A 15,245-nucleotide genomic window follows, 5' to 3' on the forward strand; every position below is an offset into this window, starting at 1 on the left:
ATTTTTTTAGAGATAACCGTGGCCGCGGAGCCAGTCCACCTGCGGGCGGGTATAACGGTAGATAATATCGCACTTGTCGGCCTGGAAGTCCCATGGGACCACGATCAGGACGTCGCCCTCCCGGATCCAGACTCTCTTTTTAATCTTCCCCTTGATCCTGCCGACCCGGGTCTCTCCGTCAAAGCAGCGAACCCTGATATGGTTTGCACCGAGCATCAGATCGGCACTTGCAAACATCTCTCTGTTGCGCTTATTCGGCAGACGCACCCGTACAATCTCTTCTTCAGGCCCCTTATCGTTTTTTTTCCCATAACTTGTCAGGTAATCAACTCCATTATATTGTACATTCTTCTGCACCCTTTTCTGCTGAGAGCATATAAGGGTATGCATCACGCGCATAGAGGAAGAAATGCGCCCAGAATAGAACTATTCAATTTTTAAGGCATCTTTTATCTCAGTCATGCCGGTGGCGGTGGTGGATGTCAGGGACATGCGGGTGCTCGTGCCTGGTCCCCTCGTGGACATGCGGGTGGGAGTGCTCGCCGTTCCGGTCCGGCGGCACCGTACCGGGCAGATGGGGATGGTCGTGGTGGAGATCGTCGTGCCGGTGGCGGTGCTCGTGGACGGTCGGGAGGTGCTCGTGGGGGTGGGAGTGGCGCTCGGTGACCAGGAGGCACGCTCCCGCGGCCATCACCGGGAGGGCGAGATAGAAGGGGCCGTCTGGCGGGGCGGCGAAGAGGGCGAACGAGACGACGATCCCGAAAAACGGCGAGATCGCAAGGAGCGACCCGGTCCGCGCCGACCCGACCCTGCGGAGCGAGAGGAGGAAGAGGACGCTGGTCAGGCCGCCATAGCTCAGGAGGCCGACGGCCATCGCGATCAGGGCCGGGCCCGGCGCCGGGAAAGGCTCGGCAAGGAGATGGGCGAGCAGAAGGGAGAGGATACCGGCGCCGATCCCCTTGATCATCACCGTCGCCAGCGGGTCCTTTGCCGAGACGTTCCTGCTGAAATTGTTGTCCAGCCCCCAGAAGGTGCAGGCCAGAAGAATCCCGAGGGCGGCGAGCGAAAAACCGCCGGGCCCTCCCTCGGCGAGGGAGAGGATCAGGCACGACGCCGTGATGAGGCCGAGCGCCGCCCAGGTGCGCCGTCCGACCGCCTCGGCAAAGAGGAGGGCGGCGATCCCGGCGGTCGCCACCGCCTCGAAGTTCAGGAGGAGGGCGGCCGTCGCCGCCGGGGTCGCCTGCAGGCTGAGCATCAGGGTGAGAGGGGCCAGAAAGCCCCCGAAGATCACAACTCCCGCAATCCAGGGGAGATCGCTGCGGCAGAGAGAGGCCTCGACAGCGCCACGGTCGTTTCCGCCGAGGCGCACGACCGCAAGATAGGCCGCCATCCCGAGACCGCTGCCCATATAGAGCAGACCGGCCAGGGTGGCAGGGCCGATCCCCCCGAGGAGCACCTTCGCAAACGGAGCCCCGCTCCCGAAGAGAGCGGCGGCGGCGATGGCATAGAAATAGGGCAGAGAGGTGCGGGCGGCCATGGGGCAGGATTCCAGAAAGGTTGGCCTTCGGCAGAGATATAGGTTGGGAAGGGGAGGGACGGGCGGATCTCCAGGGGAAACAAAGTGGTTATGTATGACTCCCGGAGATCACTATAGAGGCCCATCGCGATCGTCCGGGATATTGAGGGCTCTCGGGCCGGTGGGTATATGCACCCGTCAGGGCAGAGAATAGGATCGAGCATGCTGATCAGGGACATCAGAAACGGATCATACGCCCGGGCAAAAGACCGCTCGGTCCTCTGCGAACTCCTCCACCCGGCACACGAGCCAGAGTGCACAAACCGCTGCAGCCTCGCCCACGCCGTCGTCCCGGCCGGGGAGGCGACCCTGCCGCACCGGCTGAACACCTCCTCTGAGACCTATTATATCCTCGCGGGGGAGGGGCAGATGCACATCGGCGACGAGTCCGCACCGGTGCGGGAGGGGCAGGTCGTCTCTATCCCGGCAGGCGCCACCCAGTGGATCGAAAACACCGGCGAGGGCGACCTGGTCATCCTTGCGATCGTCGATCCGATGTGGAGCGAAGAGGACGAGGAGATCCTCTGAACTGAGGGTGCCATGGCCGCGACCACCACCCGCCTGAGAGTGAACCTCGCCGTCCTGGCTGCGGTTGTCGTCATCGGCACCGCCGGTTTCGTCGTCACCGAGGGGCTCTCCCCCCTCGACGCCGTGTATTTCTGCATCGTCACCGTCGCCACCGTCGGCTACGGCGAGATCCACCCGGTGACCGCGGCCGGAAAGGTGCTTGCGATCCTGGTGATCGTCGCCGGGGTCGGCACCTTCGTCGGGGTGATCGCAAACCTCTTCGAGACCTGGATGGAGCGGAGGGAACGGCTGGGCCGGCGCAAAAAGGTGTACATGCTCATCGGCGCCTTCTTCACCACGACCGGGACGCCGCTGTTGAGAGGGTTCGCCCGGGCCGACCCCCTGATCGGGACGATCAGGGAGGAACTGATGGTGACGGCGAACTGGAGCGCAAAAGACTTCGCACGAATGAAAAAAGTGGTGCGCACCCATGACTCAGGCCCGGCACTCTCGGGAATCGACCTCGAAGACCTCCTCGCCTTTCTTTCAGAAAAAAACGATTTCCTTCTGAGGCTGATGGAGAACCCGATCCTCCTGGAGGACGAGGCCTTCACCGAGGTGCTCCACGCCACCTTCCACCTTGCAGACGAACTCTCGTACCGCGACGACCTTACCGCCCTCCCCGAAAGCGATCTCCATCACCTCACCGGAGATCTCAGGCGGGCATACCTTGCAACGATGTACCAGTGGCTCGACTATATGGAGCACCTGCAGGCGACCTACCCGTACCTCTTCTCCCTTGCGGCGCGGACGAACCCGTTCAACCCCGGAGCGTCGGCGATCGTGGAGTGACGAGAGGCCGGTTCAGGCCTCCCCTGTCACCGCCGTACGGCCCTCATCGCCCAGAAGATCACCGGGATCAGGAGGTACACCGCCGTGCTCCAGGTAACTCCGAGGAGAGCGAGCGCGATGCCGAGGACCGAGACCGCCGGGGTGACGGCGGTCTTTTGCATCCCGACCCCGAGCCCGGCCGGCGTGAACTCAGGTGAGAGGAGGTGCGGGGTGCGGGCGACATACCGCCACTGGAGGAGGAGGATGCCGCCGACGACGAGGAGGTTTGCCTCCAGGACAACGGCGGCGAGAGCAATATCCTCGAAATCCCCTGAAAACGAGGTGGTGAAGGGAATGAGGCAGATGGCCATCAGCAGCCAGAGGTTGATCTCCAGAAACCGGCGGTCGATGGAGGCCATCCGCCTGGAGAGGACGTGATGGGAGACCCACATGCCGTGGAGGATGAAGAAGGCGATCACATAGTGAATAAAGTCCGGGAAAAGCCCCATAAGGGTCTCGATGAGGCCCGTCGACGTCCTGATCGTCCCCCCGGCCGGAACCGCAAGCCCGAGGACGAGAAGGGTCATGGCGATCGCGAATATACCGTCGGTCAGCGCCTCAAACCTGGACTTCGAGAAACCGATGCTATCAGGGTGATCGTTTCCTTCCATCATTTCTCGATCCTATCTGGCACCTGGGCGGTGATAACGGCTCTCAAGTGTTCCCGGCACCCTCTCCTCAGACGACAAGCCGCCGGCGCATCAGCCGCAGGGCCAGGAGAAAGACCGGCGGGGTGACGACGGCGATCCAGGCGAGGCCGAGGACAAGGAGTTCCCACCCCGCCATCAGGGTGAGGGCCCGGCAGACGTTGACGACGTGCGCCAGGGGCAGGACCGCAAGGGCGAGGGTTTGCAGCGGGGCGGGCAGGAGATCGAGCGGGAAGAAGGTCCCGGAGAAGAGGAACATCGGGGTGATGAAGAGGAAGGCCGGGTAGTTGATCGACTCGATATTCGGGATGATCGAGGTGAAGCACATCGCGATCGAGGCGAAGAGCAGGCCGGCCGCAAAGGCGAAGGGGATGAGGAGGAGGGACGATGGGAGGGCGACGACGCCAAAAGCGACCAGGACCGGGAGCATCAGGGAGGCGGAGATGAGGCTCCGGGTCGCCCCCCAGAGGATCTCGCCGGCGATCACCTCCTCGATCGAGACCGGAGTGGCGACGATGGCGTCGAAGGTCTTCTGGTAGTACATCCGCACGTAACTCCCGTAGGTGCACTCGAAGAAGGAGGCGTTCATCACCGAGATGGCGACGAGGGCCGGGGCGATGAAGCGGACGTACGGGACGCCGTCGATCTCGCTGATGTACGACCCGACCCCGAAGCCGAGGGCGATGAGGTAGAGGACGGGCTCGAACGCCGGGGTGAGGAGGTTCACCCGCCAGGATTTGAGATAGACGTCGAGGTTGCGGCGCCAGACGGTCCAGGCCCTGCGGCTCAGGTTTTCCCTGATCATTCCCGCAGCCTCCTGCCCGTGAGGGTGAGAAAGACGTCTTCCAGGGTTGCAGGCCGGGTCGAGAGGCGGATCGCCCCGCACTCCTCAAGGAGGAGTTTTGAGACCGCCGCCGGGTCCTCGACCGGGACCTGGAGGCTCCCTCCCCCCTCCTCATAGCCGATCCCGTGCCGCCCCAGGCAGGCGCGGACGGTTTCGGTCGGTTCGGCCTCGATCACGTGCCGCCCGATCCGCGATCTGATCAGGTCGGCCGGGGCGCCTTCTGCCAGGATCCTGCCGCCGTCCAGGATCACCAGGCGGTCACAGAGGCGTTCGGCCTCCTCCATATAATGGCTGGTGAGGGCGATCGTCCGCCCTTCGCGCTGGAGCGCCCGTAATTTCTCCCAGATCTGGTGCCGGGCCTGCGGGTCGAGGCCGGTGGTGGGTTCGTCCAGGATCAGGATCGCAGGGTCGTTGACCAGGGCGCGGGCGAGGATCAGACGCCGCCGCATCCCGCCCGAGAGGCTCTCGATGACGACGTCCGCCTTCTCCCGCACCTGCACGAACCCGAGAAGGTCTTCCACCCGCTCCTCAGCTCTGGCCCTCGGGATGCCAAAGTAGCGGGCATAGGAGACGAGGTTCTCGCGGCCGGTGAGGTCAGCGTCAAGGTTGTTCTCCTGGGGCACGATCCCGAGGAGGGCCTTGATCTCCCGCGGGTTCCTATCCGGGTCCATCCCCATGACGCGGAGATCGCCGCCGCTCCTGGGCGAGGCGCACTGGATCATCCGCATCGTCGTGGTCTTTCCGGCACCGTTCGGGCCGAGAAAACCAAAGGCCTCGCCTTCGAGGACGGCAAAATCGATCCCCCCGACCGCCTCGACGTCGCCGAACCGTTTGGTCAGGCCCCGTGCAGAGATGGCAGCGCGCTCCTCCATGGGGGAGTGATCGTCCCTCGGGGTAATTCAGGGTTCCGATCGGGAGCATGCGGCGGAGGAATCTTTTTTGCGGACGGAAGCAGAGAGACAGACATGGCATCACCACTTCTCGCCGTCGTCCTCTCGTTCTTCATCCCGGGCCTCGGCCAGTTCTACACCGGGCAACTGATCAAGGCCGTCGTGCTCTTCGTGCTTGCGGTCATATTCGGCTTCTTCTCTATGGAGCTGATAGGCCTCCCGTTCTACCTGCTGGTGTGGCTCTATTCGATGTACGACGCCTACACCGCGGCAAAAGGGACTGCATAGGCCCAGAAACTCTTTTCTTAAGCTCCCGTTTCCCGACGCCAACCTATATCTACCGGAAAGTCCTCAGTCTGGATCATCGGAAAAGGAGGGATAAGAAATGGCTGATGCACACGAAAAGGACAAAGTCATCTTTGCCGCCACGATGGCGGCGACCTTTGAGCCGGACTCGATGACCAACGACAAACTCGAGGCGGCGACGAAAGGGCACGGCTCCATGGTGATCCCGGTGTTTGCGGCGGCAAACTCCCTTGCCGGCGACATCTTCTGCCCGATCGGGGGGGATGAGATGAGCCTCATGGGACGGATGACCGTGGTGGACGCCGCCGCCCCGGACCTCCCGCTCGACATGGTGATCGAGAAGGCCGTACGGGCGGCGATGAACGCCGGGGCCGAACCGGCAAACGCCGCCCTGATCGTAGCGTCGCTCGCCTACTTCTCAGGCTCCTGCGCCAGATCGGGCGTGCCGCTCGGCAACCGCAAGCTCGGGGCGATCGCCCGGATGCACGCCGGCGCTGCCCGGACGAGCGCCATCGCCCTGGTCACCGGGAAGTTCACCCACCGCATCCAGGCCTTCCCGGCCTATCTCGCTATCTACGAGGGGCTGATGGGGAAGAAGCTGACAAAGGTGGACGGCGCCATCCTCCCGCCCTTCATCGCAGGCGGGGCGATCTACGGCCATTCCGCACTCGGCGAGGACTACAACATCCCCGAGCTCGCCTACAACGCCGCGAAAGTAGGGACCGAGGCGATGATGCGGAGCATGGAGGGTGCGGGGATCACCCCGTACGCCCTCTGGCCGGCCCTGATCGGTGCGGCGGTGACGATGGAACTCGTGCACCCGGACGCCCTCCTCGGCGAGGAGTTCGGGAAGTTCGGGCGGGTGGACTCGGCCTATCTCGCCGGGAAAGGCGCCCGCGACGCCGCCGGCCTGCCGGAGAAGATCCATATCCGCGGCACGCACGAGGAGTACGACACCGCCAGGGTGATCGGCGACTTCGGGCTGATCCTCAAGGACATCGGCGGCCCGTCGGTCATCGGCTCGATGGCCCTCTCCGAGATCTTCGCCGCCTTCGAGGAGGCGGCGATGATCGGGGCCGGGTTCTCCGGCGGCCCGGTGAACCCGCCCCTCGGCCACCTGGAGGGCGACTGCGTCCCGGCGATGCGGCTGCTCGTGAAGCATAACGGTGACGTCTTCGCCGTTGCCGAGGCGATCCGCGACTACAAGATGAACGCCTTCATCGACCCCGAGATGGCCCTCTGCGGCCTGAACACGATCGCCCGCAAGGCCGAGCAGGTGAGCCGCGGCAAGATCACGAAGGCCTGCATCCTCGCCTCCGAAGGGGTGCGCGACCGGGCGATCTACCGGCGGGCCGCCCACACCTACGACCTGATGAAGGCCGGAAAGACGGTGGCCGAGGCGACGCAGACCCTTGACGCCGAGCGGCAGGCTTATGTGGAGCGCCGGGGCTCGGCGGTCCTCTCGGGCTTCACCGGAAAGCAGATCGCCTTCAAATACACCTCGATCAAGGCGCACGGCCGCCGGACCGACAAGTTCACCGCACGCTACTGGGGCTTTGACTCCAACGTCTCCTATGACGTCTCCATCGACGGCAAGCCCTATCATGTGGAGAACCTGGGCGGGAAGGAGGTGCCGGCCTTCGCCCTGGAGGGGAAGAACCGGGACGATCCGAACTGGGCGACGGCTCTCTTCTGCGGGGCGGTGCTGACGCAGGAGCTCCAGTACATCGGGCACACGATCATCAACATCACGGTCCCGGCGGCGGTGGCGGCCCTTGTGGGGAACGATGCAAAGGACGCCGCATTCAGTGCGGAGGACGGCGCCTTCCTGACCCGCGCCATCCCGGGCGCCGGCGAGAAGGCCTTTGAGGTGGCGAAACTGGCGCAACGGGTGTACGCGAAGATCAACGAGCCCTTCCCGCCTGCAGCATGAGGGCGCTGCTCATCGATCCCCGCACCGGCGGGATATCAGGCGACATGCTCGCTGCCGCCCTGGCCGACCTGACGGGATCGGCTGCGCCCCTCGAACGGCTGAGCGCAGCGATCGCCGCCCTTCCCGGGTGTGTGGAGTTCTCGGTGAGGCTGGAGGAGGCCGACGGTGGTGTCAGGGCCAGGCGGCTCTCCTTTAAGGTGCGCGAGAAGCCCGCGGGATCGGACGGGGACCTTGCCGCCGCCCTGGCTGAAGTAGCCGCTTCGGTCGGGCTTACGGCATGGGGGCGTGAGCGATCAGAGAGGATACTCAGCGACCTCCTCGCCGCCGAGCGGCGCTTCCACCCCACGGGTTTTTCGCGGCACGCCATCGCCTCGGCCGACACGATCTTCGACATCCTCGCCCCTCTCCTCCTGATCGAGGAGGCCGGGCTTGCCGGGTGTCAGGTCCATGCCACCCCGCCGGCCCTTGGCGGCGGGCTGATCAGGACCGGCGGCGGGACGGTCGGCGGTCCGGCGCCTGCGGCCCTGGAGATCTGTGCGGCGCACCGGATCCCGGTGGCGGAAAGCCCGCTCTCGATGGAGCTGACCACGCCGACCGGCGCCGCCCTCCTCGCCAACCTCGCCGTCGTGGCCGACCGTTTCCCGGCGATGACACCGATCCGCACCGGCTACGGGGCCGGGACCCGTCCGAACGGCGCCGGCGCCAACATCCTCAGGGTCGTGGAGTGCGAGATGAGCGGGCTCGTCGAGGAGCGGATCGTCCTGCTGGAGACGAACCTCGACGACATCAGCGGCGAAGTGGTCGCCCACGCCCTCGGCCGCCTCCTCGAGGAGGGGGCGATCGATGTCTTCGTCACCCCCGCGATCGGGAAGAAAAACCGCCCGGTCCAGGTGATCTCGGTGATCACCGACCGGGAGCGCTATGCACGCCTCCTGACCGTCCTGATGGAGGAGACCGGAACCCTCGGGGTGCGGGTGCGCGAGGAGCCCCGGCTGGTCGCCGACCGGCGGCGGGAGACCGTGGAGGTCGCCGTCGGCGGGCGCACCTTTCCGGTGCGGGTGAAGACTTCCGAGGCCTGCGGCCGGGTGATCGCCGTCAAGCCCGAGTACGAGGATATGCGGCAGATCGCCCGCGAACTCGGGGTCACCCTCCGCGAGGTTGCGCGGGAGGTGGAGCGGGGCCTCCCCTCTCCGGGAAGAGGGGGCCAGCAGGAATAAAACGCACCGGCCGGCCCCGCAGATTTGTAAAAAACATTAAATATGCCGCATTTTATATCCTTGGATATATCGAAATGTAAATATAGCATGGCACCATTATGAGCCATAATGGATTTCCCGGAGCCCTATTATCCCAATAAACAAAAAATATCTATTCTTTATATCGACGACGAGCCAGCACTTGTCGAAATAGGAAAATTGTTCCTCCAGAGAGGAGGAAATATGGCCGTGACGACGGCCACCTCCGCAGAGGAGGCGCTCTCGACGCTGGCGACCGCTACCTTCGACGGCGTGGTTTCTGACCTGCAGATGCCGGGCATGGACGGGATCGAACTTCTGCGGGAGGTCAGGAGACTGTACGGCCCTCTTCCCTTCATCATCTTCACCGGAAAAGAGCGCGAGGAGGTAGTGATCGAGGCGCTGAACGCCGGGGTGGACTATTACCTCCAGAAGGGCGGGGCGCCGAAAACCCTGTTCGCCGATCTGGAGATCATAATCATCCAGGCCGTCGAGAAGAGACGGATCGCCCGTGCCCTCGAAGAGAGCGAGGAGCGCTATCGCACCGTCGTCGAGGACCAGACCGAGATGATCTGCTGGTTCGACCCCGACAGCGTGATCCTGTTTGCAAACGAGGCATTCTGCAGGTATTTCGGGGTGCCGGCCGCCGGCGTGATCGGGCGGTCTGACTGCCACGCCCTCATCCATCCCAGCGATCCGCCCGGACCGCTGCTCGCCGATATCGTCGTCGGCCGGGGGAAGAAGGGGGCTGCAGGTCTCCACGACGCTTCCCGGTGGGACTATGAGAGCCTCACGGGTGAGGACACCGCCGTCACCGGCGACGGCGAGGAGCGGGTGCTCCAGGGACGGGCAACGCCCCTGCGCGGCCCGGACGGGGAGATCGTCGGCGCCATCGAGTCGCTGCGCGACGTCACCGAGATCCGCGCCGGCGAGCGGACGCTGCACGAGGCAAATGCCCTCCTCGAATGGACGTTCGACGCCCTCCCCGAGATCGTCGGGATCATGCGCCCTGACCGCCGGATCATCCGCTACAACCGGGCCGGCTACGAGGCGCTCGGGATGACGCCGGAGGAGGTGGTGGGAAAACCCTGCTACTCCCTCATCGGCAGGGCCCGCCCCTGCGAGGTCTGCGCCACCGAGATGGCCCTCAAAAGCAGAAAAACAGAGACGATCGAGAAATACGTCCCTGAACGGGACCTGCACCTGCGATGCACGAGCGTGCCCATCTTCGACAAAAACGGCGAGGTGTGCCTGATCGTCGAGCACCTCGCCCCGGTCCCGGCCGGGGAGGGCGAGGCGCCCGACGACGCTCTCACCGGCGCTGGTACTTCCTGAAGTAGTACCAGACCCCGCCGGCAATCGCCCCGAGCAGGAGAAGCCCCGCGATCGCTGCAAACGACTGCTCCTTCACGACGATCCTGAACTCGTCGCTCTGCTCGCCCTGATCTGAGACCGCCTTCACGGTGATCTTGTACTCGGAGGCGACGATGCTCGACGGCGGCACCACCTGCACCTTCACCTTCTTCGACTCGCCGGGCTGGAGGCTCGTGACGTTTGTGGGCGTCACCGTCGCCTTCCAGCCCTGCGATGCGCTCACCTCGAACCTGATCCCGGTCAGGGCGCCGGCATTGCCGAGGTTCGCCACCTTCACGTCGAACTCGACGGTCTCGCCCATCGACGCCTCGTAGCGGTAGCGGTCCGCGGAGAGCCCCATCTCATAACTCCCGCTGATCTTCGCCGTCAGGTCTTCGGGATAGGCCCCTGACGAAGACTCGATTGTGGCCGTAAGGAAGTAGTCGCCGACCGTCACGCCGTACGGCGGGATCGCCTCGAGGTACAGGGCTTTCTCCTCTCCGGCGGGGACGAAGATCTCGGAGATGTCGCTCGTCTCGGCGGCGTTCTCCTTGTACCTGGCGTACCAGCCCTCAGGGAGCCCGTCGATCGAGAGCCGATAGGTATCGTCGGCCTTCCCGACATTGCGCAGCTTCATCTCGAAGATCGGGTTCTTCCGCGGAGGAGAGCGTTTCGCCGTCAAGCCTCAGCGTTTCTGTGTACACGGTGAAGGCCGGCGAGGATGTCGTTGCGTTTGCCGTCTGTTACCCGGTTCCCGAAGAAAAAACCGGGGCAGGGCTGCAAAAATACGAAAACGCCACGAATAAGGGAGATGAGCAGGCGGATGACGCGAACGTCACCTCTTTACGGCAGCCGGACAGCGCCTCGTATGGAGGGGGCGGGGAGCGGGGGATCCCGATCCTCTCCTCGAACAGCCTCCCTATCCTGCCCGGGTTCGGCGGGAGGAGCCGCTACTATATGCTGGACATCGCCTCGAACATGACCTGTTTCTGGGTCGATCTCGTCTGGATAGACCCTGATCGGCCGCTCGATCTCACCATCTATTATCCGGGCGGCGTGCTCGGCACCTACGACGACATGAGCGACGGCAACGAGGACGGCAGGATCTATCTCAGGATCTCGAACGAGGCCGGGATCGCAGAGGGGAACTGGTTCCTGAAGATCAGCGGGTCGAAATCGTTCACGTCGAAGAACTACACGTTCATGACATATATGGGGTGACGGGATGAGAGCATGGATGATCGCCGTATTTCTTGCAGTCGCACTCGCTCAGATCGCCTCCGCAGCCTACGTTGTCAGTCCGGGGGGCCTGTACCCCCCTTCAGATCATCCCTTCGTCCCGTCCGAAGTCGCCTTCTGGGAACTTCCGCTCTGGGTGATCCTTCTGGAGGTCTGTATCGTCCCGCTCGAACTTCTCTGGGCGGCGAAGACCTGCCTCTCTCTGGGGTGCCGCAGGGTGGGCCGCGAGAACGTCCTGGAGAGCGCGGCCAGAGCCGAGATCTACACGATGATCAGGGCGGCGCCGGGCATCCATCTGCGCTCTCTGAGAGCGCGGCGATCTCGATGAGCACCCTCAGGTATCATCTTGCCGTCCTGCAGGAGCACCACAAGATCACCTCGCTCGACGAGGACGGCCACCTCCGCTTCTACGAGAACAGCGGGACCTACACCGCTGCCCAGCAGAGAGTGCTCAAGCACCTGAGGAACACGACCACACGGGAGATCCTCATCGGGATCCTGGAGCACCCGGGAGCGTCGCGGCAGGAGGTTGCCGACACGGTCGGGATCTCGGGGCCGGCCGTCACCTGGCACATGAAGAAGCTGACCGGGGACCGGATCATCAGGCAGGAACGCGACGGGCGGGCGGTCAGGTACCGGATCAGCGAGGACGCCGCCGTGGACCTCGCCGCCGGGATAAGGGAGGCGGAAGACCGCCGGGTCCTGTCGCACACCTGATTCCCCCTCCCGGGAGGCCCGGGGCAGGGGTGAAAAAGAGCAAACGCCCGCTCCGGGCGCATGACCGGAAGCACTCAGGAAAACAGGCCGGGGAAGGTCAGCGGCAGCATCATCCCGATGCCGAGCGACATCAGGGCGATCAGGGCGACGATCAGGATCAGGATCCGCTGCTCCGCGTCCACCCTCATCACATCAAGGAACAGGCGGTCCTGTACCGGTTTCTCCATTGGATCAATACAGACCACAATACTATTTATAGATATCCCTGACCGGAAGATCAAAAAACGCAATTTACAAAAAAAATAATAGATTTATTCATAATCAGGCAGCCATATGGCGTTTAACGAGAGAGACGCCCCCTTCATCCCGCAAGTTAAATAACCATCTCTACCTATTCCTCGATCACGATGACCGCCGACGCCATGGACCGGAGCCGTTTCGATCATGTCCCGGAGCGTATCGAGGGGCTCGTCGACCTCGCCTTCAACCTCTGGTGGAGCTGGCACCCGTCAGCCAGGATGCTCTTCAAGCAGGTGAACGCCCATGCCTGGAAGGAGAGCCGGCACAACCCGGTGCAGATGCTCCAGGAGATCCCTGAGGACTACCTCAGGCGGGCGGCGCAGAACAGGGAGTACCTCCGCCGCTACGACATCATCATGGAGCGCTACCAGGAGTACATGGCCAGAAAAAACTCCTGGTTTACCGAGGAATACGCCACCTCCCGTCCGTTCACCGTCGCGTATTTTTCGGCGGAATACGGCCTCCACCACTCCCTCCCGTTCTACGCCGGCGGGCTCGGGTTTCTGGCCGGCGACCACCTCAAGGAGTGCTCCGACCTCGGCGTCCCCCTCGTCGCCGTCGGGTTCATGTACGCCGCCGGCTACCTCCACCAGCACATCGGCCCCGACGGTTCGCAGATGAATGTCGAGGAGAGGCTCAACCGCGACGCCGCCCCGATCACCCGCGTCCTCGACCCCTCGGGCAAACAGATCGTCCTGCCCGTGCCCCACATCAACCTGCCCATCAGCGTCGCCGTCTGGAAGGTGCAGGTCGGCCGCATCCCCCTCTACCTCCTCGACACCGACATCCCTGAGAACGCCCCCGAACATCGCTCCATCTCCCACCGCCTCTATTCAGGGAATAAGGAGCAGCGCCTCCTCCAGGAGATCGTCCTCGGCATCGGGGGCAGAAAGGTGCTCTCGTACCTCGGCGTCCACTATGCGGGCGTGCACATCAACGAGGGCCATCCGGCCTTCGCCCTGGTCGAACGGGTCAGGGAACGGGTCGGGGAAGGGCAGTCCTTTGAGGACGCCCTCGCGCAGGTGCGGGGGACCACGGTCTTCACCACCCACACCCCGGTCCCGGCCGGCACCGACATCTTTCCGGCAGAGATGATCGACCGCTACTTCAGCACCTACTACCGCTGTCTCGGCATCGAGAGGGAGCGGTTCCTCGCCCTCGGGGCCGCGCCCGGCGATCCGGGCGGCAATTTCAACATGACCGTCTTTGCGATGCGGATGTCGGCCCATCACAACGCCGTCTCACAGCGCCACGGCGAGGTGACAAGGGCGATGTGGCAGGGGATCTGGCCCGGGCTCCCCGAGGAGCGGGTGCCGATCGATGTGATCACCAACGGCGTCCACCTCCCGACCTGGCTCAACGACAGAATGGAACTCCTCCTCGATCGCTACATCGGGGCCGTCTGTCCCTGCTGGCAGATGGAGCATGACTGCCCGGTGATCTGGGACCTCGTCGACGAGATCCCGGACGAAGAACTCTGGGACCTCCACATCTGGCTGAAGGCAAAACTGATCAACAGGATCAGGGAGAGAAAACGGCGCACGTGGGCCGAACACAGGGATATGCCCGAGAACATCGTCGCAGAGGGGGTGCTCCTGAACCCGACTGTGCTCACCATCGGGTTCGCACGGCGCTTTTCGACCTACAAACGGGCAGACCTCATCTTTCACGATCTCGAACGGCTGAAGAGGATCGTCAACAACCGCTGGCGACCGGTGCAGATCGTCTTTGCAGGCAAGGCGCACCCGGCAGACGTCGAGGGGCAGCAGATCCTCCAGCGGATCTACTCGTTCGCCCGGTCGCCGGATTTCGGCGGGAAGATCGCCTTCGTCGAGGACTACGGCGAGCAGGTCGCCCAGTACCTCGTCCACGGCGTTGATCTCTGGCTCAACAACCCCCTGCCCCCGATGGAGGCGAGCGGCACCTCAGGGATGAAGGCGGCGATCAACGGCGTGCTCAACCTCTCCATCCTGGACGGCTGGTGGATCGAGGGCTACAACGGCAGAAACGGCTGGGCGTTCGGCGGCGAGTACATCGTCGGCGACCGGACGGCGGCGGATGCGAATGCGATCTACGAACTCCTCGAAAAAGAGATCGTCCCGCTCTATTACGACACCGACATGCACGGGGTGCCGCACGGGTGGGTGCGGGCGATGAAGGAGTCGATCAAGAGCAATGCCCCGCAGTTCTGCGCACGAAGAATGGTCAAGGAGTACGTCACCCATTACTACCCGAAGATGCTCGCCGCCGCCGGCACGCCGTTTTCCGACCTCGGCAACGAGGAGTGAACGGCCCTCACTCTCCCATATACAGCGCCTGGATCGCCACGACCTCGGCGGAGTCCTTCGCCGCCGCGTACTCGGCGAGGGGGTCGGCGTTCAGTTCGAGGAAGTGCATCCCCCAGTTGAACTTCGAGAGGACCTGGCGCGCCTGCTCGTCCTCGCCCAGGATCACGAGCGCCGCTGCAAACGCCTCCACCGAGGTGAGGCGGAGGGGGCGGCCGAAGTTCACCGGGTTGGCGGCGACGAGGTAGGGGAGGGCGCGGCGGGTCGGCCAGCGCCGCACCGTCACCGAGTCGAGCACCTCCCAGGAGCAGTCCAGGGCGGTGATCGAGGGCACGCCCCGGTCGGCCGGGGAGAGGGCGCGCTCGGCCGTCGGGTCGAGAATCAAGGATGAGCGCGGGATCCGGGTGAGGGTGTCGACAATTTTCACCTGCCCCCATTTTTCCATCCGCTTCACCGTGCACTTCCTGGGATCGCAGGAGTTGTCCCTGAAGGCGAAGAGGCGTATCATCTATGCCGGTTTGA

Annotated in this window: 18 protein-coding genes; 10 read left to right on the plus strand and 8 right to left on the minus strand. The window is 64.1% G+C overall.

Annotation, left to right across the window (positions count from 1 at the left end):
- Positions 1-6 precede the first annotated feature (6 nt).
- The gene (gene eif1A / locus HWN36_RS05410; RefSeq protein WP_343044930.1) at positions 7-390 is read right to left on the minus strand and encodes a translation initiation factor eIF-1A; all 384 of its coding nucleotides are present in this window, start codon (positions 388-390) and stop codon (positions 7-9) included.
- Positions 391-454: 64 nt separating this feature from the next.
- On the minus strand, positions 455-1,537 hold the full coding sequence (locus HWN36_RS05415; RefSeq protein ID WP_176788429.1) for a DMT family transporter: 1,083 nt from the start codon (positions 1,535-1,537) through the stop codon (positions 455-457).
- Positions 1,538-1,705: 168 nt separating this feature from the next.
- Between HWN36_RS05415 and HWN36_RS05420 the strand changes: the two genes are divergently transcribed.
- The gene (locus HWN36_RS05420; RefSeq protein ID WP_246269851.1) at positions 1,706-2,104 is read left to right on the plus strand and encodes a cupin domain-containing protein; all 399 of its coding nucleotides are present in this window, start codon (positions 1,706-1,708) and stop codon (positions 2,102-2,104) included.
- Positions 2,105-2,116: 12 nt separating this feature from the next.
- Positions 2,117-2,935, plus strand: coding sequence for a potassium channel family protein (locus HWN36_RS05425; protein ID WP_176788431.1), 819 nt, complete (start codon positions 2,117-2,119; stop codon positions 2,933-2,935).
- Between the two features lie 26 nt (positions 2,936-2,961).
- Here HWN36_RS05425 and HWN36_RS05430 read toward each other — a convergent pair whose 3' ends face one another.
- The 3 genes from HWN36_RS05430 to HWN36_RS05440 all read right to left on the minus strand — a co-directional run bounded on the left by HWN36_RS05430 (position 2,962) and on the right by HWN36_RS05440 (position 5,337).
- Positions 2,962-3,588, minus strand: coding sequence for a TMEM175 family protein (locus HWN36_RS05430; protein WP_218133195.1), 627 nt, complete (start codon positions 3,586-3,588; stop codon positions 2,962-2,964).
- Between the two features lie 64 nt (positions 3,589-3,652).
- On the minus strand, positions 3,653-4,426 hold the full coding sequence (locus HWN36_RS05435; RefSeq protein WP_176788433.1) for an ABC transporter permease: 774 nt from the start codon (positions 4,424-4,426) through the stop codon (positions 3,653-3,655).
- Positions 4,423-5,337, minus strand: a complete 915-nt coding sequence (locus HWN36_RS05440) for an ABC transporter ATP-binding protein (protein WP_176788434.1) — start codon at positions 5,335-5,337, stop codon at positions 4,423-4,425. The genes HWN36_RS05435 and HWN36_RS05440 overlap by 4 nt, the downstream gene beginning before the upstream one ends.
- Positions 5,338-5,430: 93 nt before the next feature.
- On the opposite strand from HWN36_RS05440, the gene HWN36_RS05445 reads away from it, so the two are divergent.
- From HWN36_RS05445 to HWN36_RS05460, 4 genes are all read left to right on the plus strand, one after another.
- The gene (locus HWN36_RS05445; protein ID WP_176788435.1) at positions 5,431-5,643 is read left to right on the plus strand and encodes a hypothetical protein; all 213 of its coding nucleotides are present in this window, start codon (positions 5,431-5,433) and stop codon (positions 5,641-5,643) included.
- A gap of 97 nt (positions 5,644-5,740) precedes the next feature.
- Positions 5,741-7,594 carry a hypothetical protein gene (locus HWN36_RS05450; protein WP_176788436.1) on the plus strand — a complete coding sequence of 618 codons (1,854 nt, stop codon included), beginning with the start codon at positions 5,741-5,743 and terminating at the stop codon, positions 7,592-7,594.
- Positions 7,591-8,811 (plus strand): nickel pincer cofactor biosynthesis protein LarC, encoded by a 1,221-nt coding sequence (gene larC, locus HWN36_RS05455; RefSeq protein ID WP_176788437.1) that lies wholly within the window; start codon positions 7,591-7,593, stop codon positions 8,809-8,811. Before HWN36_RS05450 ends, larC begins: the two co-directional genes overlap by 4 nt.
- 108 nt (positions 8,812-8,919) lie before the next feature.
- Positions 8,920-10,164, plus strand: a complete 1,245-nt coding sequence (locus HWN36_RS05460; protein WP_176788438.1) for a PAS domain-containing protein — start codon at positions 8,920-8,922, stop codon at positions 10,162-10,164.
- Here HWN36_RS05460 and HWN36_RS05465 read toward each other — a convergent pair.
- Positions 10,142-10,819, minus strand: a complete 678-nt coding sequence (locus HWN36_RS05465; RefSeq protein ID WP_246269852.1) for a COG1470 family protein — start codon at positions 10,817-10,819, stop codon at positions 10,142-10,144. The genes HWN36_RS05460 and HWN36_RS05465 overlap by 23 nt on opposite strands.
- A gap of 59 nt (positions 10,820-10,878) precedes the next feature.
- Between HWN36_RS05465 and HWN36_RS05470 the strand changes: the two genes are divergently transcribed.
- Genes HWN36_RS05470 through HWN36_RS05480 form a run of 3 tightly spaced genes read left to right on the plus strand, consistent with a single transcriptional unit; the run spans position 10,879 to position 12,138 of the window.
- Positions 10,879-11,403: a hypothetical protein gene (locus tag HWN36_RS05470; protein ID WP_176788439.1), complete on the plus strand. Its 525-nt coding sequence runs from the start codon at positions 10,879-10,881 to the stop codon at positions 11,401-11,403.
- 16 nt (positions 11,404-11,419) lie between these two features.
- Positions 11,420-11,749 carry a hypothetical protein gene (locus HWN36_RS05475; RefSeq protein ID WP_176788440.1) on the plus strand — a complete coding sequence of 110 codons (330 nt, stop codon included), beginning with the start codon at positions 11,420-11,422 and terminating at the stop codon, positions 11,747-11,749.
- On the plus strand, positions 11,746-12,138 hold the full coding sequence (locus HWN36_RS05480) for a winged helix-turn-helix transcriptional regulator (protein ID WP_176788441.1): 393 nt from the start codon (positions 11,746-11,748) through the stop codon (positions 12,136-12,138). Before HWN36_RS05475 ends, HWN36_RS05480 begins: the two co-directional genes overlap by 4 nt.
- A gap of 74 nt (positions 12,139-12,212) precedes the next feature.
- On the opposite strand, the gene HWN36_RS05485 is transcribed toward HWN36_RS05480, so the two are convergent.
- Complete coding sequence (locus HWN36_RS05485; RefSeq protein ID WP_176788442.1) at positions 12,213-12,365, minus strand: hypothetical protein; 153 nt, start codon at positions 12,363-12,365, stop codon at positions 12,213-12,215.
- 180 nt (positions 12,366-12,545) lie between these two features.
- Between HWN36_RS05485 and glgP the strand changes: the two genes are divergently transcribed.
- Positions 12,546-14,726 (plus strand): alpha-glucan family phosphorylase, encoded by a 2,181-nt coding sequence (gene glgP / locus HWN36_RS05490; protein ID WP_176788443.1) that lies wholly within the window; start codon positions 12,546-12,548, stop codon positions 14,724-14,726.
- A gap of 7 nt (positions 14,727-14,733) precedes the next feature.
- On the opposite strand, the gene HWN36_RS05495 is transcribed toward glgP, so the two are convergent.
- Positions 14,734-15,231: a DUF367 family protein gene (locus HWN36_RS05495; protein ID WP_176788444.1), complete on the minus strand. Its 498-nt coding sequence runs from the start codon at positions 15,229-15,231 to the stop codon at positions 14,734-14,736.
- Positions 15,232-15,245 lie beyond the last annotated feature (14 nt).

Source organism: Methanofollis tationis, from assembly GCF_013377755.1.
GTDB lineage: Archaea > Halobacteriota > Methanomicrobia > Methanomicrobiales > Methanofollaceae > Methanofollis > Methanofollis tationis.